The 24,058-nt window shown below is 36.6% G+C and carries 23 protein-coding genes; 3 read left to right on the top strand and 20 right to left on the bottom strand.

Annotated features, from left to right (window positions below; translation table 11 throughout):
• Positions 1-10: 10 nt before the first annotated feature.
• The 14 genes from PY093_RS11255 to PY093_RS11190 all read right to left on the bottom strand — a co-directional run bounded on the left by PY093_RS11255 (position 11) and on the right by PY093_RS11190 (position 15,190).
• Positions 11-1,051 carry a Gfo/Idh/MocA family protein gene (locus tag PY093_RS11255; protein ID WP_275645978.1) on the bottom strand — a complete coding sequence of 347 codons (1,041 nt, stop codon included), beginning with the start codon at positions 1,049-1,051 and terminating at the stop codon, positions 11-13.
• A gap of 13 nt (positions 1,052-1,064) precedes the next feature.
• Positions 1,065-2,090, bottom strand: a complete 1,026-nt coding sequence (locus PY093_RS11250; protein ID WP_275645977.1) for a Gfo/Idh/MocA family protein — start codon at positions 2,088-2,090, stop codon at positions 1,065-1,067.
• 13 nt (positions 2,091-2,103) lie between these two features.
• The gene (locus tag PY093_RS11245) at positions 2,104-2,829 is read right to left on the bottom strand and encodes a ThuA domain-containing protein (RefSeq protein WP_275645976.1); all 726 of its coding nucleotides are present in this window, start codon (positions 2,827-2,829) and stop codon (positions 2,104-2,106) included.
• Between the two features lie 18 nt (positions 2,830-2,847).
• Complete coding sequence (locus PY093_RS11240) at positions 2,848-3,609, bottom strand: response regulator transcription factor (RefSeq protein WP_275645975.1); 762 nt, start codon at positions 3,607-3,609, stop codon at positions 2,848-2,850.
• Positions 3,606-5,399, bottom strand: coding sequence for a sensor histidine kinase (locus PY093_RS11235; protein WP_275645974.1), 1,794 nt, complete (start codon positions 5,397-5,399; stop codon positions 3,606-3,608). The genes PY093_RS11240 and PY093_RS11235 overlap by 4 nt, the downstream gene beginning before the upstream one ends.
• 156 nt (positions 5,400-5,555) lie before the next feature.
• On the bottom strand, positions 5,556-6,842 hold the full coding sequence (locus PY093_RS11230; protein ID WP_275645973.1) for an ABC transporter substrate-binding protein: 1,287 nt from the start codon (positions 6,840-6,842) through the stop codon (positions 5,556-5,558).
• A 263-nt stretch (positions 6,843-7,105) separates the two neighbouring features.
• Entirely contained in the window at positions 7,106-7,933 is an 828-nt protein-coding gene (locus tag PY093_RS11225) for a carbohydrate ABC transporter permease (RefSeq protein WP_275645972.1), read from the bottom strand.
• Entirely contained in the window at positions 7,934-8,830 is an 897-nt protein-coding gene (locus PY093_RS11220) for a carbohydrate ABC transporter permease (RefSeq protein ID WP_275646017.1), read from the bottom strand.
• Between the two features lie 271 nt (positions 8,831-9,101).
• Complete coding sequence (locus tag PY093_RS11215; RefSeq protein WP_275645971.1) at positions 9,102-9,341, bottom strand: hypothetical protein; 240 nt, start codon at positions 9,339-9,341, stop codon at positions 9,102-9,104.
• 381 nt (positions 9,342-9,722) lie between these two features.
• Positions 9,723-11,717 carry a LysM peptidoglycan-binding domain-containing protein gene (locus PY093_RS11210; RefSeq protein ID WP_275645970.1) on the bottom strand — a complete coding sequence of 665 codons (1,995 nt, stop codon included), beginning with the start codon at positions 11,715-11,717 and terminating at the stop codon, positions 9,723-9,725.
• 262 nt (positions 11,718-11,979) lie between these two features.
• Positions 11,980-12,174, bottom strand: a complete 195-nt coding sequence (locus tag PY093_RS11205; RefSeq protein WP_275645969.1) for an oxidoreductase — start codon at positions 12,172-12,174, stop codon at positions 11,980-11,982.
• 115 nt (positions 12,175-12,289) lie between these two features.
• Positions 12,290-13,228 (bottom strand): NADP-dependent oxidoreductase, encoded by a 939-nt coding sequence (locus PY093_RS11200; RefSeq protein WP_275645968.1) that lies wholly within the window; start codon positions 13,226-13,228, stop codon positions 12,290-12,292.
• 65 nt (positions 13,229-13,293) lie between these two features.
• Positions 13,294-14,406 carry an NADH:flavin oxidoreductase gene (locus PY093_RS11195; RefSeq protein WP_275645967.1) on the bottom strand — a complete coding sequence of 371 codons (1,113 nt, stop codon included), beginning with the start codon at positions 14,404-14,406 and terminating at the stop codon, positions 13,294-13,296.
• A gap of 208 nt (positions 14,407-14,614) precedes the next feature.
• Positions 14,615-15,190, bottom strand: coding sequence for a TetR/AcrR family transcriptional regulator (locus PY093_RS11190; RefSeq protein WP_275645966.1), 576 nt, complete (start codon positions 15,188-15,190; stop codon positions 14,615-14,617).
• Positions 15,191-15,936: 746 nt separating this feature from the next.
• Between PY093_RS11190 and PY093_RS11185 the strand changes: the two genes are divergently transcribed.
• Positions 15,937-16,209, top strand: coding sequence for a helix-turn-helix domain-containing protein (locus PY093_RS11185; protein WP_275645965.1), 273 nt, complete (start codon positions 15,937-15,939; stop codon positions 16,207-16,209).
• 153 nt (positions 16,210-16,362) lie between these two features.
• Entirely contained in the window at positions 16,363-16,590 is a 228-nt protein-coding gene (locus PY093_RS11180) for a hypothetical protein (RefSeq protein WP_275645964.1), read from the top strand.
• Between the two features lie 46 nt (positions 16,591-16,636).
• Here the strand turns inward: PY093_RS11180 and PY093_RS11175 are convergent, their stop codons facing one another.
• The gene (locus tag PY093_RS11175; protein ID WP_275645963.1) at positions 16,637-16,882 is read right to left on the bottom strand and encodes a hypothetical protein; all 246 of its coding nucleotides are present in this window, start codon (positions 16,880-16,882) and stop codon (positions 16,637-16,639) included.
• Positions 16,883-17,363: 481 nt separating this feature from the next.
• Positions 17,364-17,645 carry a hypothetical protein gene (locus PY093_RS11170; protein WP_275645962.1) on the bottom strand — a complete coding sequence of 94 codons (282 nt, stop codon included), beginning with the start codon at positions 17,643-17,645 and terminating at the stop codon, positions 17,364-17,366.
• Positions 17,646-17,840: 195 nt separating this feature from the next.
• Between PY093_RS11170 and PY093_RS11165 the strand changes: the two genes are divergently transcribed.
• Positions 17,841-18,848 carry a restriction endonuclease gene (locus PY093_RS11165; RefSeq protein ID WP_275645961.1) on the top strand — a complete coding sequence of 336 codons (1,008 nt, stop codon included), beginning with the start codon at positions 17,841-17,843 and terminating at the stop codon, positions 18,846-18,848.
• A 323-nt stretch (positions 18,849-19,171) separates the two neighbouring features.
• On the opposite strand, the gene PY093_RS11160 is transcribed toward PY093_RS11165, so the two are convergent.
• The 4 genes from PY093_RS11160 to PY093_RS11145 form a co-directional block, all read right to left on the bottom strand.
• Positions 19,172-20,017, bottom strand: coding sequence for a phage major capsid protein (locus PY093_RS11160; protein ID WP_275645960.1), 846 nt, complete (start codon positions 20,015-20,017; stop codon positions 19,172-19,174).
• A 123-nt stretch (positions 20,018-20,140) separates the two neighbouring features.
• The gene (locus PY093_RS11155) at positions 20,141-20,683 is read right to left on the bottom strand and encodes a major tail protein (RefSeq protein WP_275645959.1); all 543 of its coding nucleotides are present in this window, start codon (positions 20,681-20,683) and stop codon (positions 20,141-20,143) included.
• Positions 20,684-20,759: 76 nt separating this feature from the next.
• The gene (locus PY093_RS11150; protein ID WP_275645958.1) at positions 20,760-22,478 is read right to left on the bottom strand and encodes a phage major capsid protein; all 1,719 of its coding nucleotides are present in this window, start codon (positions 22,476-22,478) and stop codon (positions 20,760-20,762) included.
• Positions 22,468-23,802, bottom strand: coding sequence for a phage portal protein (locus tag PY093_RS11145; RefSeq protein ID WP_275645957.1), 1,335 nt, complete (start codon positions 23,800-23,802; stop codon positions 22,468-22,470). The genes PY093_RS11150 and PY093_RS11145 overlap by 11 nt, the downstream gene beginning before the upstream one ends.
• Positions 23,803-24,058: the final 256 nt, after the last annotated feature.

The raw sequence follows: 24,058 nt of genomic DNA, 5'->3' as shown, positions 1-24,058 counted from the left end.
TGTAGTCCTCCTATTTAAATCGGATACTTTTCCCCGTTTCACTACTTTTATAAATGGCACTGATGATTTGCGATACTTGTAATGCTTCCATTGGTTTTACTACTAGCTCCTCCAACCCTAAACAGCTGTTGATAAAGTTCAAGCCTTGCGGATAACTAGGATCTTCATCACCTGGCACCCACTCTGCGTTGCTATTCAATAACATTCCATGCTTTGCTTGATTTAAATGAAATGGAAATAAATCCACCCCACCTGTTTCACCTGAAATACTTACACATTCCTCATCACCCTTTATATTTGCAGACCATGATGTTTCAAAAAGCATGGATGAACCATTTTCAAATCTTATGTAAGCAGTAACATGATCATCAACTTCAAATGTCTTATGATCAAAGCTTCCCCATAAATTCACCTGATTCGGCATTTTACTCAATTTGTTATAGGTTGTACCAATCACTTCTACTGGGGTAGGATTACCTAATAACCAAAGGGACAAGTCTAAAAAGTGACAACCATAGTCAATCAAGCTTCCTCCACCCTGAAGCTCTTTGTTTGTAAAAACGCCCCAACCAGGAACTTTCCTTCTCCTTAGTGCTTTCACTCTTGCAACTAATGGTCGGCCTATTTCGTTTTCTAGGACAGCCTTTTTAGCAGCCTGTGATTCTCTCATAAACCTGTAGTGGTACGCAATTGCTAGAACCTTTCCTGACTTTTCTGATGCGTTAATCATAGCTTGACATTCTTCAGGAGTTATTGCCATTGGTTTTTCACAAAAGACATGCAACCCGGCTTCTAGTGCGGCAATTGTCATTTCGGCATGAAATTTATTAGGTGTACAAATCGTAACAGCATCAACTTCTTGAAACATATCACGGTAATTTGAATACACCTTTGAGATATTGTAGTTTTCTGCAACAGATTTTGCTGTTGCTTCGTTTAAGTCACTGATTGCATTAATCGTCACTTTGTCATTTATCTTTATAAAGGTTGGAATATGGCGAGTTTGCGCTATTCCTCCAACTCCAATAATGCCCATTCGTAGTTTTTGCATTCCCACACCTCGACTACATTCTAACAATTTGTTTTGTTTCATTTGATTCAAGCGCGGAAATCACCACTTGAAGAGATTTCATCCCTTCTTCACCTGTTACTGGTGGTTGCTCATCATAAATGATCGAGTTAACAAAATGTTTTATTACTTGTGTATCTTTTTGTCCACCATCATTATTCGTTTGAATTCCACCAAGCTCGTATTTTACGACCTCACCATTTTTATACTGAACAATTAAAGAATGGATCGGGTCATCCTCTAAACGTAGGATTGCCTTTTCACCATATATAATCGTTGAATTATCTTCCTTCGATACGTATGACCAGCTTGCTGCAAGTGTACCAATGATTCCACTCTCTGTCTTTAACACGCATACAGCTGTATCGTCCACATCTGTATTTTCTTTTGCACTTGTTTCAACGAAAGCGGCTACTTCCACAAATTCTTCACCTAATAAAAAACGGAGTAGATCTGTTTTATGAACACCTAGGTCACCCATTGCACCTATAAATGCTTCTTGTTTTCTAAAGAACCAACTATCTTTACCATCTGCACTCCAGCCTTCTGGTCCGCCGTGACCAAATGAAGAACGGAAGCTATAGATTTTTCCTACATCACCGTTTTCAATCAATACTCTCGCTTTTTGATGTGATGGAACAAAGCGCTGATTATGAGCAATCATCAGTTTTTTGTTACTTATATGAGCAGCTTCAATCATCTTTACTGCTTCTTCTCGAGAGGTAGCCATTGGCTTTTCACACAGAACGTGTTTACCTGCATGCAGAGCAGCTATTGAAATAGGTGCATGTAGATAGTTCGGTGTACAAACACTTACAGCCTCAATGCCAGGATCTAACAATAAATCTTCATAATTCGTATAGGCATTTGCATTGTACTTTTCTGCAAATTCGTTCGCACGCTCCGTAACAATGTCACATACTGCAACGATTTCTACTAACTCGTTAAAGGCATACTCAGGCAGGTGACGGTGCTTTGCAATACTTCCGCAGCCAATCACACCAACTTTAATTTTTTCCATTGGATTATTCCCCCTATTTATTCCCTTTCATTTCTTCAAGAGGTTTAGCATTTCCATAAATTGGCTTTAGATTCCCATTCGGCTTTGCCCATGTTACCGCATTCGTAATAACACGCTGAATTTCTTTGTGATAATAGGTAGGATACGTTTCGTGCCCTGGGCGGAAATAAAAAATCTTACCATTTCCGCGTTGATAGGTACATCCACTACGGAATACTTCTCCACCTTCAAACCAGCTAACCATTACTAATTGATCAGGTACCGGTATATCAAAATGCTCTCCATACATTTCTTCTTTTTCAAGTTCTATGTATTCTCCTAATCCCGTTACTATTGGATGACTTGGGTCCACAATCCAGATTCTTTCTTTCTCATCCGCTTCACGCCATTTTAAATCACAAGATGTTCCCATTAAAATTTTAAAAATCTTTGAAAAGTGCCCTGAATGAAGAACAATCAGTCCCATTCCTTCTAGTACTCTTTGTTTCACTTTATCTACGATTTCATCTTTTACCTCATCATGTGCAAGGTGCCCCCACCAAATCAGTACATCTGTAGATGTTAATACATTTTCTGTTAATCCATGTTCTGGTTCATCTAATGTAGCTGTTCGAACATTAAAATGTTCATTTCCTAAAAAAGCTGCGATTGCTCCATGAATACCTTCAGGATAAACGGCTCTCACCTCTTCGTCTTTCTGTTCATGACGATTTTCATTCCAAACAGTAACATTCAACATCTAAAGACCTCCATTGTTTTATTTAGAAACCATTGAGTTACGATATTCATTTGGGGTTAACCCTACTACCTTTTTAAATACTTTGCTAAAGTATTTTTCATTTTGATAACCTACATGGTACGCAATTTCATAGATTTTCCTTTTAGGATTTCTAAGTAACTCTTTTGCTTTATCCATCCGAACCCTAGTCAGATAGTCTGTAATCGTTTCATCGAACTCCTGTTTGAATCTCCTTGAAATATACTCTCGACTTAAGAAAAAACGGTCCGCAATTTCTTGGAGATTGATGTCCTGCTGATAATTTTGTCGTAAATAGTCGCCAATTTTTTTCATGCTATTTTCCGCTGCCTGGTACTTTTCGTGCGGGAGCGTTTGGGTCAACGTGTGATTATTCTCTGATAGAAACTGCTTCTTCCATTCATCCACAGCCCTTCCTAACGTTTCGTTTAATAATTCAGGGTCAATTGGTTTTAAAATGTAGTCAAAGCTATTATAAAAAATAGCATTTCTCATGTATTCAAAATCATCGTACCCACTAACCACAATGGTTTTGCTGTTTAGGTTAGATGAGTGAATCCATTTTAAGAGATTAACTCCATCTACTTTTGGCATTATCATGTCGGTAAAAATGACTTCCGGTTTATGCTTTGATATGAGTTTAATAGCTTCTTGACCGTCTTCTGCTTCAAATATCTTGTTAATGCCAAATCTATTCCAGTCCGCTAACAGCAGAAGTCCTTCTCGAACATGCTTCTCGTCATCTATAATAATCGTCTTCATTTCTGTCCACCTTCGACACTTATTGGAAGCATAATCGACACCAAAAAGCCCCCCTCATTTACATTCTTAAGTTGTAAAGTGGCTAGCTCACCATAATAAAGCTTTAACCGAACGTATACATTTTTCAAACCGATATTTGATACTTCTCCACTTTCATTGCGCGAACCTTCTTCAAAATGCTGATAAATTTCTTCAAAACGTTTTTCTGAAACTCCTACTCCATTATCTATCACATTTATTAATAAAAACTCACCTACTTTTACACATTCAACCTTTATACTCCCAACGCCATCGCGGATATCAAAACCATGCTTAAAATAATTCTCGATAATAGGCTGCAAGATCATTTTGGGTATGTTTACATTCGCAGCATCTTCATCAACGGTTATTGAATAATGTAAATGATCACCAAAACGTTCTTTTTGTAAAAGAAGAAAGGCCTTTGTATAGTTAATTTCCTTTATCAATGGAACAATGTCTTCTTCCATATTCATCCCATATCTCATGATTTTTGAAAGATGCGTTATAAGAGTATAGATTTGTGGCACATTATTTTTTAAAGCTACCGTACCAATTGATTGTAATGCGTTATATAAAAAATGCGGATTTATTTGAGATTGTAGAACCTTTAATTGATTCGTTTTATTTTCCAATTCTAGTCTGTATTCTCTATTAATTAAATGATTAACCTTTTCTACCATTTGTTTAAAACGATAGCCTAGTATGCCAATTTCATCTTTTCCTAATGATTCAAATTGGACTTCCATTTTTCCTTCTTCAACTTGCTGAATATTTTGCGAAAGAATTCTGATAGGTGAAGTAATTTTAAAGGATACAAACATTGTGGCTAGAATAACAAGAAGCAACCCGATTATCCCAAACATAATATTAATTTTGGCAACATTGAATGCACTTTCGTACAGTGTCACATAAGGTACCCTTTTAACTAAAAACCACCCACCCGCTGATTCTGGTATTTGATCATAAATCATGACACCATTAAATGAGGCCTCTTTCCATTCCATAGTCCCTTTTTCTTGATTGGAATGTATTACTTTGTTAATCCATTTTTGTTTGTCTTCATTGACTGAAACGTCATTGTTTGAACTATATATAAGCGTTCCATCTGGAGCTAAAAGATAGAATTCCTCAGAGTCATCGTTATAGAGATTTTTACTTATTTCTAAAATGTTTTCTGGTGATAGCTCAAGTGAAATATATGCTAGCACCTCATCCGAAGGAATATTGGTAAACGATCTATGAATGGAAATTTCATTTATACCCGTCTTTGTTATAGGCTGCTTAACATTCATTGATTCAATATACATATTGAACGGACTTTCCTTTGCTTTTAAAAAAGGCTCTTTTTCTGCACCATTCATTTGATTTGAAAACACAACCGTTGAACGTTTAGATGCAGAAACGACCCTATTATCACGAGTAAGCGTAATGTGGACCGCATTGATGTTATCTTCAGCATATAGAATCGTTTGCATAACATTTTTAATAATACCAATAGTTAGATAATTATCGGTATTACTAGACGACCTCAGATAGTTTATAAAGTCAGGATTATTGTAAAGCGATAGCGTTAACCCATTTAATTCATTTATATAGTTTTCTAGATTAACTCTACCTTGATAAAGAAGGTTACTATTCTCTTGAACAACCTGCTTCTCTAAATAGTCTTTCGTATGAAAATAGGTAATAATGATGGAGGTTCCAAAAGGTATGATCGTTGTTATGAGTAAAAGACCTATAAGTTTATTTCTAATGCTTTTCTTAAACATTTTACCTCCCAAAAAAGCAGCGCCATATACACAGTATATAATAAAACTTCAATTAGTGGAGGTTTTACTGTCCCCTTAAGGTGGGATAAAGCGTTCATTTGTTTTTTAAAATAGAAAGCACGTCTATAAAGGACATGCTTTCTTTTAAAAGTATTTTTATTTCAGGTTATCCCATGTCAATTGAAAACGTTCTAAAACAGTTTCATAGTCTATTTTGCCAGCTGCATATTCTTGAATTGTCGCAGCAAATTCCATGTTAGCACCATCTGGCCATCTAAACCAAGTCCAAGGTATGGTTTTATCTGCCGTAGAGTATTCGAGAATTGATTGCCCTAACGCTCCTAAACCAGTTGGTTCGATATTATCGAAAGCAGGAATAAACGCAAATTCTTCAGTTATATAACGCTTTCCTGTGTCTGAAGATACCATCCAGTTTAAGAAAAGTTTTGCTTCCTCTAAATTTTCTGAATTTTTATTCAATACCCAGTTATTAGGTACGCCTACTGGTAGACGATTTGCAGCCACATCATCACTAATAGGAATTGGTAAGAATCCCATTTCAATATCAGGATTAATTTCATAAATCATGTTCTCGGTCCAGTTACCTTGTTGTAGCATCGCAGTTTGACCTGAAGCAAACAAAGTTACTTGAGTATTATAGTCTGTCGTTAGTGGGTTATCGTTTCCAAAGTTAAGCTCCGTATCTAGCACTTCTTTAAATTTCAAGAATTGTTCATTTCCAACAAACGTTTCAGTACCTGCATATAGACCATCAATAAATGCTACAGGATCCTCTTGTTGCGCAAAGCCAATATTTAATAAATGTTGACCAATAACCCACCATTCTCCATATCCTGCAGAGAAGGGAGTGATTTTAGCGCCTTTTAATTTTTCAGCAGCAGCTTTTAACTCTGAAATAGTCGCCGGTGCTTCTGTAATTCCTGCTTGTTCAAATAGTTCTTTGTTATAAATAAACCCGTATCCTTCAAGGTTAACTGGCATACCATAAAGTTTACCATCCGTGTCGGTCATTGGCACCTTACCAATAGGCAGTACATTTTTAGCCCACGGTTCATTTGAAAGATCTGCTAAATGTTCTTTCCAAAGCTCTAATTCCTTAAAGCCACCATTGTTGAAAATATCCGGTTTTTCGCCTGAAGCAAATTTCGCCTTTAACGCTGCACCATAATCAGCGCCGCCACCAACTGTCTCAAGTTTCACTTTGATATTTGGATATTCTGTTTCGAACTCATTTATCATTGCTTGAAGCTGGTCAGCAATTTCAACCTTAAACTGGAAGAAGTTTAGTGTTACTTCTTCATCTGCCGGTTTTGCGTCATCCTTCGGTTTTTCGTCGCTTGTCGTTTCTTTAGAGGATGAGCAACCAGCTATAATTCCAACTACTACTAACATGGATAAAAAAAGAAGAAAAAAACGTTTCATACTTTTGTGACCTCCCTTTACTTTTTTGTTGTTTTGGAAATTATAAAATTGTAAGGTTGTGTAGAACTTCGTGTCTTTGTCTATCTACGTCTAGCTCCAGGCGCCATCGGCTCGAGTTCACAAGCCAATCCGTCCGGATGTTAAAGAACAACCTTCCAGCCGGCTTTACTTATGCTTGTCGCCGAAGGGGGGCGCCTTGTGCTTTTGTTCTTTATATATAAATTTTTGTATCTACCATATTAGTAGTTACAAAGACTTTATAACTATTTAATAGATCCTGACGCAATTCCTTTAATAATGTGTTTTTGTAGAAATAGAAAGAATATCACAACTGGAGTTATTCCAAGCACAAGGGCTGCTAGACCCATATCCCATTGTTTTGTATATTGTGCAAAAAACGAGCTTGTAGCTAATGGAATCGTCCGAAGTTCAGCATCCTGTAATACTAGTAAAGGTAACAAGAAGTCGTTCCAGATCCATAGTGTATTTAAAATGATCACTGTTACTGTTATCGGCTTAAGGAGCGGAAAGACAATTCTCCAGAAAACACCGAATTGACTACAACCATCAATCCTTGCAGATTCCTCTATCTCAATTGGGACCGTTTTCACAAATCCGTGATATAGAAATAATGATAGCGGTACGCCGAATCCAAAATACATGATAACAAGACCAGGAATACTATTCGTTATACCAAGTGTACCACCTAGTTTCATCAGTGGAATCATGACAGTTTGAAATGGAATAACCATAGCCGATACAAACAAGATAAATAATATTTTACTAAACTTCCCTGGTGTTCGAACCATCTTCCAAGCAGCCATAGAGCTTATTACGACAAGGCCGATATTACTAAATACTGTAATCACTAATGAATTCCAGAATGCTCTTGGGAAATTAATCACTTCCCAAACTTTAGCGTAATTTGAATATAAAATTTCCTTAGGCCATGCAGCCGCATCAATTAAAATTTCAGCGAAGCCTTTTACAGAATTGACTAATACGAAGTAAAAGGGAATTAAGAAAATAATCGCTAGTATCACACCAATAATCTCAAGTAAAAAGGTTCTCTTCGTATACCTCTGGTCCATTTAAGCCTCAACCTCCCTCTTTTTGGTAAGCATCACTTGAACAGTAGTGAAAATCGCTACCACCAGGAAGAAAATAATCGATTTCGCCGTTCCTAAACCATATCGATTGTTTTGGAATGCTTCTTGATAAATATTAATAGCTACTGATTGTGTTGAGTTAAAGGGTCCGCCATTTGTTAGTGAAAGGTTTAAGTCAAATATTTTAAAAGCCATAGAAATTGTAAGGAAAAAGCAGATAGTAAAAGCTGGTAATATTAAAGGTATAATGATTTTGGTTAATAAAGTGAAATTAGATGCACCGTCAATTTTAGCCGCTTCTAATAGAGAATTATCTACTCCCTGAAGAGCAGCAATATAAATCACCATCATGTAACCACTAATTTGCCATGCAAATACAATAACAATCCCCCAGAAAGCTGTTTTTTCATCTCCTAACCAAGGTTGTTTAAAAAATGCTAGACCTGTTAAATTTCCTACTGATGCAAATCCCTTAACAAAAATAAACTGCCAAATAAAACCTAATAATAGTCCCCCGATAACGTTAGGGATGAAGAAAACAGTCCGTAATAGATTCCTAGTTTTTAATGCAGCATTTAAAAGCAATGCAAAGCCGAAACCAATGATATTACTTACAACAACAGCAGCAAGCATAAATTTTGTTGTAAATAAGAAAGAATTTAAGAATTTAGGATCACTTGTAAAGACTTTTTTATAGTTCTCAAATCCTACCCACTCGACAACTGAACTAACTCCATTCCATGATGTGAAAGAATAATAGACCCCCATAACGAAAGGAATAATTTGAATGACTAAAAAGAACAACAGTGCTGGTCCAACAAAGGCCGCGTATCCAATAAAACGTTGAAATCTAATTTTCCTCCTCGAAATTCTTTTAATTTCTGCTTTTGTATTTAATACTTTCGTTTCAAGCTTCGGAATCACCCTTGTATCACCACCTCGCTAACTTATGTAATCGCTTTCTTTCTATTATACATGCAAGATTATTTTATTAGGGGACACTAGATTGACCTATTTGGTGTAAAATTTTGACTAATTAATTTTTTAAGAAAAGCACAGGGCGCCCGTATTGAGGAACGTCGATTAAAACGTCTTTTGATTACCGTTTTCGATTTTTTTCGGAGTTTCGGGCATCAGATTACCCTTTTGATTACCGTTTTTCGGTTTTTTGCGGAGTTTCGGGCATCAGATTACCCTTTTGATTACCGTTTTCAATTTTTTTCGGAGTCTCGGGCATCAGATTACCCTTTTGATTACCGTTTTCGATTTTTTTCGGAGTTTCGGGCATCAGATTACCCTTTTGATTACCGTTTTTTATTTTTTTCGGAGTTTCGGGCATCAGATTACCCTTTTGATTACCGTTTTTCATTTTTTTCGGAGTTTCGGGCATCACCCCATTTTGAAATTTACTGTAAAGTTATTACACAATAATTAATCATTTAATATAATAACGGTTGTTCCATTTTAAATGCAAAAAGACAAGGATTTATACCCTGTCTCATTTCTTGCGATAATAATATTAGTTATTTGTGTGCTTAGATTAGCTACCTGTGGCCAGGCTCAAATCGACACTCCATTCAAGGACACAATTCTGAGTCGGAGAGAAGACTGGTTATTTATACAATCATACCAGGAAATAAACTATAGAAGTTAAGACCTTATCCTCAACTTTAAATTGTAAACCCTCCAATCCGAGGCCTGTTGTTGTTTTTTTTGAGCCAATTCAACTCAACCGTAAGTTGGCCAATTTGATTGATAAGTTCCTTCTTACCTAGCGAATTCCTGCCGCTATCTCTACCTGTGCTTGATGATTTGGGTCTGCCTTTCCATCTACATGACGGGTACTATTTCCAAAGTACACATCTACGTGACCTGTCATTCCGTTCCCTGAAATATACTCCCTGTCATGAGGCATAAAAGTCATACTAGCAGCAACCTTTCTTCCGTCTATTTCTAAAATAACGGCTCTAGTTTTCCAAGAAAACCCTCCCCAAATGGATTTTGCGATATTCGTTTCATTGGTTGTTAATGTTTCTGTATCAGCATGATTAGCCCCAATGGTTCGTTTGATGTAGAAACTTTTACCCGTAGCAAAATCGGTGACCTTTGCGCTTTTACCAATCGAAAACACATATTGAGCTTCGGTCCACCAATCCAGATATTCTCCATGCCGCTCACTTACGACATCTTTGACCGCAATGTTGTGAACAGGAATGGTCAACTTCTGACCAATCGAAAGCATACTCGAAGTCGTTAAGTTATTTACACGTAACAATTCTGATTGCGGAATCCCGTACCGGACACTTAAATCCCAAATATTATCCCCCGATGCAACCGAATGGGTGGTATAAGTAATCGTATTGGCATTTGTTTCTGTCGGTGCGTTGAGTCCGTTTGGAATGGTTAAGAGTTGCCCGACTTGTAAGGTATCAGTCCGTAACTGATTGGCTGTACGAATTGCATCCGCTCCTACCTCAAAACGATTGGCGATAACAGACAGACTATCACCAGAACGAACGGAGTAAATAAACGTAGTTCGTTCTTCTTCTGCCGTTAGTGCAGGGGTTTGTGTTTCTGTGTTACCCGTAGGTGTTTCTACACTTCCAGATTGAATGGTAAGAGTCTGTCCAATTCGAAGAACATCAGACTGCAATTGATTGGCTTGTTTCAGAGCATTAACCGTTGTTCCATAACGACTTGCAATTCCCCATAGAGTATCTCCTGCTATCACTGTATGAGTGGTTGCGATTTCACCCGGTGCTGGTTCTGGACTTGTGCTTGGTAATACTTCCCCTCCCTTTGGAATGGCTAATGTTTGACCAATTTGAAGGCTGTCACTGGTTAGGCTATTCGCACTCTTTAAAGCATTAACAGTTATACCAAATTTTTGAGCAATACCCCACAATGAATCTCCCGCTACAACCGTATAGGAACTTGGGGCTTGAGTAGTTGGTGTTGGTGTCGTTTCTGTGCTACTTGATGGAATCGTCAGTACTTGCCCTACCCGAATGACATCAGAGGTAAGCCCATTAGCGCTTCGTAATGCCTCAGTTGTGACTCCAAAGCGTTTCGCAATGACAGACAGACTATCTCCCGACACCACGGTATAAGTTGAGCCTTGGGTTTGGGTTGTTGGTGTAATGGTTGGTGCTGGTTCACTTGTCCCGCTCCCCATGACAACCGGTATAACAAGTGTTTGTCCAAGACGTGTAGCGTCATTTGTCATGTGATTAGCTTCCTTAATTGCATCCACTGTGACTCCATATTTTTTGGCAAGAACGGTTAAATAATCCCCTGTTGCAACCCTATGAAAGGCTTTTGGGATAATAAGACGTTGGTTAAGTTTCAATACATCACTTGTTAGACTATTAGCCTGCCTAACCGCATCGACAGATGTATTAAATCGTTTGGATAATGCCCAAAGGGTATCACCTGAAGTGACATTATAATAAACGGTACTTGACTGTGTTACTTGTGTTGTGGCGATCGTTGGCTCTGCTGCTTGAGCAGATGATGTCTTTGCAGTTAATGGTATCGAAGCAACCACCATCCCACCAAGCATCACTTTGACCATATTGACTTTTACGTTCGGATATCGCTCCCGTAAGACTTGCATTGCTGTTGCAAGAATACGCTGTTTAGCCTCAGGTTCCGTACCTAATTCAGAAGAAAATTCGGTAAGGTGGTTGTCGAGGTTTAGCACTAACATATAGGTGTCACTATCTTGATTGGTCCTTCTGAGTTCAAACCGTTGAATTTGTTCCATTTTGTTTTACACTCTCCTACGATATTTTTTTATCTAGTGTTTATCAACCAAAGAAAAACATGATAACACAAACCTTTTCACTGCTGATTAAAATATTAGTTATTGTTTTTTTCCTATAACCGATCTCACTTGAATTCACTTTGGTCTTATAATCCTCTTCTGGAAAAAAAGTATTCATTTTCACTCACACTTTTCTCCGATCAAAAACAAAAAGGAGATAATCATTAAAGACTCTCGGATTGCAACAGCGCATGGACCAGTTCTACCATGATGAGAACAAGGCTATTTTCGCATGTGGATGTAAAAATTTTTCTGGATTAAAAACTTGTTCACGAACTGCTTGTAAAACTTCTACTAACAGACGAACACGATTTTCGTTCGATCCTCCATATTGGGCCGTTCTTTTATTTGTATAAATATTTAAAAATATTTTAGAAAGATTTCTGTATACATTCATTTTGGAATTAACTCGATTTTAAGTCATGGAAGGTTTTAGGTGGGGTTTACGCTGTCTATTTAAACCTAAAAAGGAAAAAAGACCAAACCACTATTGTGATTTGATCTTCAAGTTCTTATTTCTTTACGTGAATGACAATTTTCCCACGTGCATGATGTGATTCACTTAGGTCATGTGCTTCTTTTAGAGATTGTTCACTAAAGTCAAATGTTTTACCGATAACAGGCTTCACTTTACCCTCTACATAAAGGTCAGCTAATTTCTGTAGCTGTTCGCCATTCGGCTCTAACCAAACGAATCCAGCTTCAGCGTTAAAACTTGCAGCCTCTTCTTCAGAAGGTGGTTGGACGATAGAAACAAGCTTTCCATTCTCTTTAAGAACTTTATAGCTTTTTGACTGAATGTCTCCACCCATAGTGTCTAACACAAGATCGAATCCATTTAACATCTCACTGAAATCATCTTCCTTATAATTAATGACTTCATCTGCACCAAGCGATGTTAAAAATTCAATATTATTCTCACTAGCGGTTGTCGCAACATAAGCACCAAAGCTTTTCGCGATTTGGATGGCAAATATTCCAACCCCACCTGCACCAGCATGAACTAACACCTTTGCCCCTTTTTGAATATTTCCAAAGTCAACAAGACATTGCCATGCGGTTAACCCAGCTAGAGGAATAGATGCCGCTTCTTCAAAGCTCATTTCTTCTGGCATTTCTGCCAGTAAATTAGAATCTACAGAAAGGTATTCTGCATACGTTCCTCGATTTGTAGTTGCTGGACGAGTAAAAACACGGTCACCTACCTTGAAATCTGTTACATTGCTTCCTACTTCTACAATGACACCTGCTGCATCCCATCCTAAAATGATTGGAAATTCAAAAGGAAGCATTTCTTTTAAATAACCAGCTCGAACCTTCCAGTCAATTGGATTAATAGAAGTTGCATGCACTTCCACTAAAACTTGGTTCTCCGAGATACTTGGTCTTTTGATATTTTTCTCTATTAAAACGTTTTTATCTCCATATTCCTCAATAACAATTGCTTTCATCTGTTAATTCTCCTTCTTATTCACAAATATCGTCTGTACCGCACGCCATGCCTTCACCAAAAAACTCAATTTCGCGGCTTTATTTCAAATTCTTTTAAAGAAGCTTGTGGTAATAGGATTTTTTGGAAGTCAAATTCCTCTAACTCCCTACCATTCTTCACTTTATTAGCCCAGTCTTGATTTGCAAGTGCAGCTTTTCCTACTGTTACGATATCAGCTTTCCCTTCATTAAGAAGTGCTTCAGCTGCATTTGGAACACCTAAAGCACCATTTGCAATGGCCACTGTATTCGTATATTTTTTCACTAGCTCTGTAAGAGATGGACCAGTCTCTCCAAACGCAGGTGCAGCCGCATTAGGCTCAGCTATATGGATATAGTCAACGCCTGCATCTACTAATTTGGTAAAAATGACTTCAGCATCAGACTCGCCACCCTTCCATTTATGATCAGAATCGTTTACCTTCGCCTGAGAAAGACGAATTCCTACTGGGTAATCGGCACCTACAGCTTCACGAATAGCTTTCACAACCTCGATTGGTAGGCGAAGACGGTTTTCAAGAGAGCCACCATATTGGTCCTGACGTTGATTTGTATAGTCCGTTAAAAAATGATCAAGAATATATCCGTTTGCACCATGTACTTCGATGCCATCAAAGCCTGCTTCCCTTGCATTTTTAGCAGCAACTACAAATCCTTTTATGACATCTATAATGTCTGCTTCCATCATTTCTTTTGGTAGAGCAAACTCCCCACTCCCACCATAGAAACCAAGTTGTTCACCCTGTGGTTTAATAGCAGAAGGCCCAGCGGTTTCAGAAGTGAAGCGATTACCTTGTGACAATGCACCTGCATGCATGAGTTGAACGAAGATTTTAGCACCTTGTTGTTTTACAGACTTCGTTACTTTTTTCCATGCATTAATTTGTTCTTCATTGATAATTCCTGGTTGATTGAAATAGCCTTGGCTATATTTATCATCTGTATAAGTACCCTCTGTTAGGATGAGACTAAAACCGCCATTTGCAAAATTTGTATAATATTGAGCCATTTCTTCTGTTGCTAATCCTTCCGGTGTCGCACTTGTACGTGTCATAGGAGCTAAACCGATACGATTTGCTAATTGAATATATTTTATATTCGTTGATGAAAATAAAGTCGAAAATTTTTCTAGTGTCATGACTTTTGATAACCTCCATATATTTGTCTTCTGTAGGTTGTATTTCACTGACCAAAGTTATTCTTAACTTTTTAAATAAAACTGTACCAACAGGTAGGTACAACAGAGTTTAACAAAAAAGAAAAACGGAGTCAACGTAAATGCTTGGTTGTCATCCATTTTTCTTTTTTACCTTTTCATATAGACTACACAATCTTCAATGTCGGCTTTATATTCGATATTCATATTGAATCATTTCGATAATATCCCGAAACACTTCTACGTCCTGTTTACTTTTCATTAATAAAATCCCCCCCTCAATGGTGGCAATCATTGCACGGGCTTTTTTCAACGTGTTTAGTTTAGGGGCGATCTCACCATTTTGCTTCATCTCATCAAGAATCTGTTGAACTTTTTCCACCCACTGTTCAAAAAAACGTGCCAACTTCTCTCTAAATATTGGATCATGCTCACTTAATTCAATCGCTAGGTTACCAATGGGACATCCCTGCTTCCCTTCATGTTCTAATTGTAATATTAGAATTTTATCGAGCATTTCCTTTAGCTTCACTTTCGGAGGGAGAGGTTGGTCAAGGATGTTCTCAAACAAGCCTTCTACCATTTCAGAAATCATATGATCAATGACCACTTCTCCTAAATCCCGCTTCGACTTAAAATAATGATAGAACTGCCCCTTTCCAATCCCTGCTTCTGCTAAAATTTCACCAAGCTTGGTGTTCTCGTATCCTTTAGAATGAAAGAGGGTGGAAACTGTGCAAATAATGTCATTTTTTTTTGAAGTCATTTTACTAACGGCTCCTCTCCTAAATCCTACTTTTTTAGACCAAAGATCTTAGCTTCTAGTTTACATTCTTTTCTTTTTCATGGCATCCTTTTTAATTCAATTATAGGTGCTTTTTCCACAAAATCTTATAAAAATGATTGTCTTTGCTGCGCCGTATAGGTCTTTTACGTAATATAAAAGTTACTCCACAATCTGGACTTTATCTACAGTATATAAAGAAGAAATGTTTTTACATCTTAAATTGTTCTCGGTTTTTGATAAGTAATCATATCTCAAAGCCATAAAGAAGAACCTTAGCAAAATTTTTGTGTGAAATTTGTGTAAAACGAATTCAAGTCTTACCTTTTTCAATCTGATTCTCACCAAAGTAAAAAAAATCACAAACAGTCGTGCGGGTGGTCAGGAAGTCGGTCGAGGTCGGAAAACCCGCATCAGATATGGGATTTATGGGACATCTTGTCTTCGTTGATTTTAGTTTAGGTTGACACGACTTCGATTTCCTCAGACAAACCTTTAAGTATGTTTTTCGGAAGGTTGTGTTACAGTTAATTATAATAGTATTAAAAAAATCATGTCCATCTTCGAAATTATTGTTAAGTAATTTAATTTAGCTCCTACTCAAGGTGCTTTTAGAAGTACATTATTTATAGGTTAGTTGTAAAATGAAATGCATAGAGAAAATATAAAAAATCATGTAGATGCGATATACTTAAAAGTGACCAAACCAATAAGTAAGGAGCATCTACATGAACAATACTAATTTTACCACAACCGAAAGAATCTTTAAACACCTGACAGATATTCACAGAGGACGACTTGAGGAAATGGCAAGGCAAGGCACCTACACGCAAGCTGAAATGGCACAAGAGCTAGATGTAAGTCAATCAACGATATCACGAGAACTAAAAAGTGGTAGAACGCGTCAAATGGCATCTAATCGAACATATTACGATCGCTACCTGGCTGATGCCGGAGCACGTTATAATGTATCCGTACCATTGGACAATAAAATAAGATAAAGATAATGGTATGAACAAAAAACGAAGAACTTACAAACCTGAAGAAAAAGCGAATATCGTTTTAGAAATATTAAGGGAAGAAAGTACAGTTAATGAGATTGCCCAAAGTACGGTGTAAGCCCCCAGTTAATTAGCAGATGGCAGACAGAGTTTTTGGACAATATGCCCGCGGTCTTTGACAAAAAAGCTTCGGAAACAGAAAAACTTAAACTAGAACATGAAACCGAAAAGGAGGAACTTATCAATCAAATTGGCCAACTTACGGTTGAGTTGAATTGGCTCAAAAAAACAATGCTGTTGTTCCAAGAAGTTGAAAACGCTCGTACCGCCCTTAAACGAGTGTTAATAGTGACTGGCTTTAACTCCTTTTCCTTCATATAGAGAATTCCATGCCTTTTAATAGTATCCCCTGTCCATTCTCTAACTTTCATATCAACTTCTTGTTTTTGTAGCAGGTTTCTAAAACATTTAATTCACTACGATAATATTTTATCGTATGTTCTCGAAGATTTCTCAGCTCACAATCATCAATGAACATTTTCAATAAATCATCGTAAGTGTAATCATCTTCTACAGCATTTCCTAAAATCATTAACTCCTCACGACTTAATTCATCTCTCCTTCCCCTCTTGCTTTCATCCTGCTTTTTCTCACTTTCACGTTTTCTGTTCATCACTTATCACCCCTACGAACACGATTTTACGCACACGATTTTTCCTAATCAAACGTGTTCGAGGAACGCAAAAAAGAGACCTCACAATATGTGAGATCCCTTATTCCTAAAGGCTTTCCCCCGCCTTTTTCGATACCGGTGGCCGGGGTCGAACCGGCACTCCAGAAGGAACACGATTTTGAGTCGAGTACTTAGGCTCAACATCAAAAAAGTGAGATTTATCAATTATTACGGCTAATGTGCTAAATTTCATCACGCACTACTCCCCACATTTTACGCCAATAATTAATAAATCGTCAATAGTTTAGCTGGAATATTTAAAATAATAACCAGATTTATGTTGGCTATTTCTCCTTATGCAACTGATAATGCTAGAGCGAGGAATGTTTAATATTTTGCTAACTTCAGCAAGTGACACAAACTCAATTTCTTGAACTTCATTAAATGCAATCACAGACTTTTGTTGCTTTAGTCGAGCTTTTTAACTATTTATGCCTTTAGGAATGACCATACAATTTTCTAAAGAGTAAACATTGCCACCTTTTAAATCTTTATCAAGTACATAGCCATCATCATACAACAAATGTCCGTTTAACATATGATTGTCAATATCTTCAACAAAGTGCCAAAAGTTTTCACGCCACCTATCGCAAATCGTAACTCCTTTAGCTCCATAATATTTATAATGAGTGTTTGATTTGTAGTAGCAACGAGCAATCATGCCATTCCAAGTCGTATATAATGGGTGCTGTTTTTTGTTCAAAGCTTCCACCTCCAATAAGATTGTATTGGAGTTTTTTGATTTGGAAAGCTAATCAACGAATTTTCCTTTTTTGATTATTAATATTCAATTTCAGTTAATCATAAAGAATTTCTCCTATATTATATTTCAAGATTGTAAAATTCTAAGTCATTTTACATAATAAACAATGGTAAAATTATGTAAGGGAGTGATTACATGGGGTATTATCGAAAGCGCCGATATAAAAAGAAAACAAACAATAAAAATGTTCCAGCCAATAGAAGATTACAAATGTATTGCTCAAAGCATGGCGAATTAATTGGATATACACAATCGTTTGAAAAAGTTATATATGAAAGCTTTAATAATGATAAAAAGAAAGTAGAATTAAAATGTTATAGATGCTTAGAGGAACAAATATCTGAAGAGCAAAATGAAGTATCACGTAAGGTTGTTGAAAAGTTCGGTAATGAAAGCACCGTAGACTTATCGAGTAGAGCATATAAATATAATTGGGCATCTGCCATAAGTCTTATGGTAACTGTATTCGGCTCAATGATTATTTGGGCGAATTACAATATGGAATTAGCATTGTTAAATGCGGGTTTGTTTGGTGTATTAGCATTTATTCTCTGGAGACGCTGTGATTATTTAGAAAAGAAATCAAACGAAATATCCAGCTTTAGAAGGCAACAATCAATACATATACCTAATGCTCGTTCTATTGTTGAAGCTGAAGCGAATATTGTATCAAAATGGAGAATTGAACAAGCCAGAATTAAAAAAGAAAAAATGAATTATTCAATGGAGGAAATTGATAAAATGACAGGCGAACAATTTGAGCATTTTGTCAAAAATCTTCTGCAAAAGAACGGCTATGAAAACCCACAAATAACAAAAGCTTCTGGTGATGAAGGCGTTGATATAATAACATATAAAAACGGAAAGAAAATTGCTGTTCAATGTAAGAGGTATAGCAACAAAATTACCAATAGCGCTATTCAAGAAGTTTTTTCTGGAATGCACTTTTACAATTGCCATGAAGCGTATGTGATAACAAATTCCTACTTTACTGAAAATGCTAATACTTTAGCAAATAAACACAAAGTAAAATTAATTAATCGAGATGGCTTATTTGAGTTGATGGAAAAGGCTGGCACAACAAAGCGTGTCGTCACAAAAACTCACGCTGAATACCAAGCTGAATTTATGTTTGATAAATGATATATAAAAGAGATTTATAAAAGATATATTGAAAATGCTGAAGATATAATTTCTATGTGGAATGTATATGAGAAGGATATATGATGTATATAAACAAAAAAGTAGCCATCAACCGTTAAGTCGATGGCTCAAACAAATTAATTGAAAAATCAAGCGAATAATTGTGACTTACAACATTATTATATTGTATTGATCTTGGCTGTAAGGCAGAAAACAAAAAAAATTGGGAGCCCGTAAGGACTCCCTAGTTTGTGAAAAATGGCGTCAAGCATACCAACGAGTTTCACAAACTTTTTTCTCATAAAATGCGTATTTTACAGCTATTACGCTTTGATAATTTTGATAGCGTTAGGGTCAACAACTTTACCATCTGCATATACAGAAGCTGTAATTGTAGATTTACCACTAAGTGCATTTTCACCAGTTTTATCAATGTCTGCTGAAATCTTAACTGCATAAGCTTTTGGGTTCATAAGCACCATTTTAGCTTTTCCGTTCATATCGTGAACATGAACATGGATACCATGAATTGTTCCAATTGAGCCAGTTAATGAATTTCTGTTATCAGTATTCAACATTCTTTTATCGCCATCAACAAGAGCTAAAGCAGTGTCTGCTGAGTCAACAACAATAATCGCTTCGCCAGCATTATCTTGAACAAATTTTCCGTAGGCTTTGTTTACGTTGTCTACTGTAGCTCCACCAATAAATTCTTCGATGGATAAGCCATTTATTTTTTTACCAGCAGTTTGAGCATTGTAATCAAGAATGCTCTGAAATGTTGTGTTTGTACCACTAGGAGTACCGTACCCAAGAGCTTGTGCAGTGAAAACTTTCAAGTTTCTTTTGGCTATGATTGATTTCAAATGATTTTTCAAACCAATAGCTTCATTGTTTAATAATTCTTGAGAAACTTCAAAAGCATCTCCAACTCGCCTCGAGTTAAACCTAATTTCAGCAAAAGTAATGTTGGAAGGTACAAGTGAAGTATCTTCGTCAACAATTTGTGCTTTATTATCATCAACTGAAAACAATCGTATTGCAATTCCTTCAGTAACAAACAAATCGAATTGGTTTGCTATTACTGACACGTTTTTTGACTGAGTGATTACATCGGATAAAATTTGTGCTACTGTTAAATTTCCTGGTTCAGCATTTGTTTTAATCATATATAAAACTCCTTATAATTTCATTTAGTTGCGTAAAGCTTCACGCCTTTGTTTGTGTATCAATGTTCTTTTCAATAAACAAAAAAAGACGTGAAGAATAATCACGTCTTTAATCAAGCTTTATTAAGCTTTTTGAACAGTTTCAAACCAAACAGCGTCTTTTCCGCCAACGTGTGTTTCAGTGTCGAGCATATAGAATACTTCACCTTCAGCTAGCTCACGAACGCTGAACGTGAGTTCTACGGTTTCCTCTTCAACAGAGCCTTCCATCGTTTGCGCTGAAATGGCTGGAGGTGCGAATTTACAAGCATAAATAGCATATAAAACTTTATGATTTGTTCCGAGTTTATTTCTCTCGAAAAGTACTGCAACCTCTGGAGCAATATCACCAGATTTAACTAACACGCCACCATCTGCTACAGTTGAACCAAACAATAGTTTGTATTCGTCCATAGTTAAGCCAGATACTGTTAATGTACCTTCGCCACCGTTAAAGATGAAGTCGGAGTAATCAATAGCGTTGTCTGCGTAGAATTGTACGTTTTCGTATGTTAATTCGGCTTCAATCGACTTAGCACCAGTTACAGGAACAGGAGCTTGGAATGAGCCGTCAGATAGTAATTGAGCAACGTGGATATTTTTAAATCCACCTAATCGTTTTTTCATTTATAATCATTTCCTTTTCTGAGTTTTTAAAAAAATAAAAGAGCCGATTTTCATCGACTCTTAAACTTTGAAAATATTAAACAGCTGGAGCTTTTAAACAACGGATAGCATCTTCATTAAGAATTTTACCATCCATGTAGCCATCAAGAACTAATAAAGCTGAACCTCTAAGAGCTTGCTTGCTATCGTTGTCGATGTGCTTCAAGTTAAGACCTTTTTTGGTCATTGTAGCGTAACCTTCGCCAAAGTTAGCGAATACTACAGTACGACCTGCACCAGCTTTATGGTCGGGCATAGCTTCTTGAATTAATACTGGTTGACCAAACAATTTATAAACCGTTCCAGTTGAAGCTACATTAGGAACTAAAAAATATTTACCGTCATTATCTTTAAGCTTAGCAATCATGTTGAAAGTTTTACGAGAAACAACCCATACTGCTCCATCAAGATATTCGGGGTTCATTGAAAGGTATAAATCATAAAGTTCGTCCAATGTAATAGCTGAACCAGATGCAGCAGCTACTTTGTCAATGTCAGTGATAGCAGTTGTAAGAATTCCTTCAAACTGACCATTATCTTTTTGACCACGAAGTACGTTAGTGTCAATTGCTTGACCAATACGTTTCACTAACATTTTAACAGCGTAATCAACAACATCAATACCAGAGTCATTGATTAAATGTTGAGAAAGCTCAATAGCTGATACTACACGTTTTTGGTCAAGCTTAACTTTAGCCATAGTGAAGTCACTTGGTGTTACGTTTTCCGCCATTTCGCCAACAAAAGCAGCAGTACCATGGAAACCTTCTTTAAGAATTTCAAGGTAACCATTTACAGGTGTGAAATTACGAGTACGAGAGAAAATTGGAGCTCTTTCGTAAAGCTTTTCCACGATTAAATTAGACAAATGTGTAGGAATTATTAAAGCAGAACCTGTTTGACCAGGGTCGCTAACAGTTATAGCACGTAGTTCTTCGCCGTTAAATTCACGTTTGATGAATTGTTCCAGTGCTCGTTTTTCTTGTTCAAATTCAAAATTATTCATTGTATTTGTTACTCCTTTAGGTTTATTAGCTTTTTCAAGCTTTTCAATTTCTTCATTTAGCTCACGAATTTCAATCTCAAGAATTTTTTCTTGAGCTGTTTCTTCGCTATCTAAGTTCCGATTTTCAGATTTAGCAGTATTGATTAATTGCTTATATTCTCGGACTTTTGATTGTTTGATTTGGTAAAGCTCTTTAAGAGTCATAGTTTCAAAATTCCTTTCTTCGATTTTTGGGTCTTCAACGACCTCGATTGATCTTGCTTGAATTTGACTTTGCAAATAGGCTGGATTTCTTGTTGCCGTAATCTCGAATAATTGCAATTGACTAATTGAACGCTCATAAGTTCCATCAGCTAACTTGTTCCAGTTATCCTTGAGAACACGCATTCCGAAAGACATTCCTTCGAGCAACTTGTCTTTGATTAGCTGGTGGTAATCACGCCCCCATGTAGTAGGAGAAATCCGAGCTTCCATATACAAGCCGTTTTCATCTTCACGCAATGTTAAAGAGCCAGCTTTCGTTGATGAAAGAATTTTCTGAGGGTCATGTTCAGCTAAAAATGCAATATCGGTTGCTTCATCAATAGCTCGTTGAAAAACACCTTTTTCAATCCGTTCCTTGAAACGAGTTGTTTTACCGAGCATTTGCGACCACTGGCCTGTTTTGTTGACATAGCCAGAAACAAAAAGAAGCTCATCGGTTTCAGAACCGACAAGCTTCGTATCAATTTTCCTTAATTCAATTTTCATTTTTGTTACCACCATCCATATTAGGAACTTTCATTTCGCCAGTTTTAGGATTGTATAAAACTGTTTGTAGACCCCACATGAACATATCTTCGTCAATGTCTGGGAGGTCAAGCTTTTGACGAGCTTCATTAATTGTATAAATACCTTTTGCAAGTCCTTCACCAATTGCTTCTACTCGTTCTTTTTCCGTAGCTCTCAACAATTCAGATGTATCAAATCGGAAGTAATATCCTTCACGTTTTTCTTGTTCGGTTAACAATTGCCTATCAAAAGCACCTTCAAATGATGTAATGATTGGAGCCAATGTGTGCTTTAAGAAATGCAATTGATTTTGACCAATTGAATTGTATTTGTTAGCTGAACTTGAAATCATGCTTTCGGGTACGTTGAAAAGCTTACAAATTTTGGACTCAGTTTCCTTGCTCGTTTCAGAAATTTGAATTTCGTTTGGTTTCATCGAAAGAGCTTGATAATCCATTCCTTCTTCAAGAATTATTGTTTTAGCTGAACTTTTTACACCAGCATACATACTCGACCAAGAGTCTCTTAATCTATCAATGGCTGGTTGTGATAATCGTCCAGAAGTTTTCAAAATACCTTTAGGCATTGCACCATTGTTGTAAAGTGCTTTCGTATACTCCATTTCAGCAAGTGCCTGTTCAAACACATCTTTACCCCGTTTTAAAACGCCAACTCCTTCAAAAGCATTGATTGGATTGTTTAAAACTCGGAGCAATTGATCTTGGCTAAACTCTGTTTTTCGAGTTCGTTTAATCAATTTGCCAGTCATTGTTGTTTTCGTGTATTTGGCACCAACATATTTAATGCCATCGTGTAAAGGTTCAACTTGAATGTTTTTAGCTGGTTGATGATTTAATTCAACAAGCTCTTCAATTTCTTCAAGTGAGCCACCAACATCAATTGTTTCAGTTTGTTTCCCCAAATATGCAAATGCTTGTCCTCGTAAAAGGTAATCTGTAACCATTAGCTTTTTGAAATCAATAGCTGACATTACTTCAGCTTCATTTTCATGATTGAGCAAACTAACACGCTTATCTTCAACTTTTTCAATCGAGCCATTTGCATTTTGTTTATAAAGATAAACAGGCATTTGTGCGATTGAGCCAGTGATTAAATCAACACAAGCTGATACTGTAGGAATTTTTAGCACGTTGTCTTCGTTAGAACCTGAAGGAACATTATTTATTGAACTAATGCTTGGTATTGATACGCCACCAATTTTTAATTCACGTTTTTCAAGTTTTTCAACTTTAGCATTTAACGCTCTTATTTCGTCCTTTTGTTTGTTATTAAATAAAGGCATTTAACGACCTACTTTCATACAAAATAAAAAGCCCGTAACCGAAGTTACGAGCTTAAATGTTTTCATTCATCTATCGACACCAACAAAAGGGCAAACAGTTGTTGGTGTCTAACATAAATGAAAAATGGTTAAAAAAATTCAATCTAACAGGAGAAAAGCTGTTAAATATGTTGGGTAATCAAGCCAACATTAGCGAAAGCACGATAAATTCGTGCTTTCTAAATGTGGACTTTTGAGCATTGACAAGAACTAGAAC

It is taken from the genome of Cytobacillus sp. S13-E01, assembly GCF_029193815.1.
GTDB lineage: Bacteria > Bacillota > Bacilli > Bacillales > Bacillaceae_L > Bacillus_BV.
This window is presented reverse-complemented; position numbering and strand designations above follow the sequence as displayed.

Bases quoted from the DNA above. Each gene is read 5' to 3' on its own strand.
- PY093_RS11255 (WP_275645978.1), bottom strand. From the start codon at position 1,051: ATGCAAAAACTACGAATGGGCATTATTGGAGTTGGAGGAATAGCGCAA.
- PY093_RS11250 (WP_275645977.1), bottom strand. From the start codon at position 2,090: ATGGAAAAAATTAAAGTTGGTGTGATTGGCTGCGGAAGTATTGCAAAG.
- PY093_RS11245 (WP_275645976.1), bottom strand. From the start codon at position 2,829: ATGTTGAATGTTACTGTTTGGAATGAAAATCGTCATGAACAGAAAGAC.
- PY093_RS11240 (WP_275645975.1), bottom strand. From the start codon at position 3,609: ATGAAGACGATTATTATAGATGACGAGAAGCATGTTCGAGAAGGACTT.
- PY093_RS11235 (WP_275645974.1), bottom strand. From the start codon at position 5,399: ATGTTTAAGAAAAGCATTAGAAATAAACTTATAGGTCTTTTACTCATA.
- PY093_RS11230 (WP_275645973.1), bottom strand. From the start codon at position 6,842: ATGAAACGTTTTTTTCTTCTTTTTTTATCCATGTTAGTAGTAGTTGGA.
- PY093_RS11225 (WP_275645972.1), bottom strand. From the start codon at position 7,933: ATGGACCAGAGGTATACGAAGAGAACCTTTTTACTTGAGATTATTGGT.
- PY093_RS11215 (WP_275645971.1), bottom strand. From the start codon at position 9,341: ATGCCCGAAACTCCGAAAAAAATGAAAAACGGTAATCAAAAGGGTAAT.
- PY093_RS11210 (WP_275645970.1), bottom strand. From the start codon at position 11,717: ATGGAACAAATTCAACGGTTTGAACTCAGAAGGACCAATCAAGATAGT.
- PY093_RS11205 (WP_275645969.1), bottom strand. From the start codon at position 12,174: ATGAATGTATACAGAAATCTTTCTAAAATATTTTTAAATATTTATACA.
- PY093_RS11200 (WP_275645968.1), bottom strand. From the start codon at position 13,228: ATGAAAGCAATTGTTATTGAGGAATATGGAGATAAAAACGTTTTAATA.
- PY093_RS11195 (WP_275645967.1), bottom strand. From the start codon at position 14,406: ATGACACTAGAAAAATTTTCGACTTTATTTTCATCAACGAATATAAAA.
- PY093_RS11190 (WP_275645966.1), bottom strand. From the start codon at position 15,190: ATGACTTCAAAAAAAAATGACATTATTTGCACAGTTTCCACCCTCTTT.
- PY093_RS11185 (WP_275645965.1), top strand. From the start codon at position 15,937: ATGAACAATACTAATTTTACCACAACCGAAAGAATCTTTAAACACCTG.
- PY093_RS11175 (WP_275645963.1), bottom strand. From the start codon at position 16,882: ATGAACAGAAAACGTGAAAGTGAGAAAAAGCAGGATGAAAGCAAGAGG.
- PY093_RS11165 (WP_275645961.1), top strand. From the start codon at position 17,841: ATGGGGTATTATCGAAAGCGCCGATATAAAAAGAAAACAAACAATAAA.
- PY093_RS11160 (WP_275645960.1), bottom strand. From the start codon at position 20,017: ATGATTAAAACAAATGCTGAACCAGGAAATTTAACAGTAGCACAAATT.
- PY093_RS11155 (WP_275645959.1), bottom strand. From the start codon at position 20,683: ATGAAAAAACGATTAGGTGGATTTAAAAATATCCACGTTGCTCAATTA.
- PY093_RS11150 (WP_275645958.1), bottom strand. From the start codon at position 22,478: ATGAAAATTGAATTAAGGAAAATTGATACGAAGCTTGTCGGTTCTGAA.
- PY093_RS11145 (WP_275645957.1), bottom strand. From the start codon at position 23,802: ATGCCTTTATTTAATAACAAACAAAAGGACGAAATAAGAGCGTTAAAT.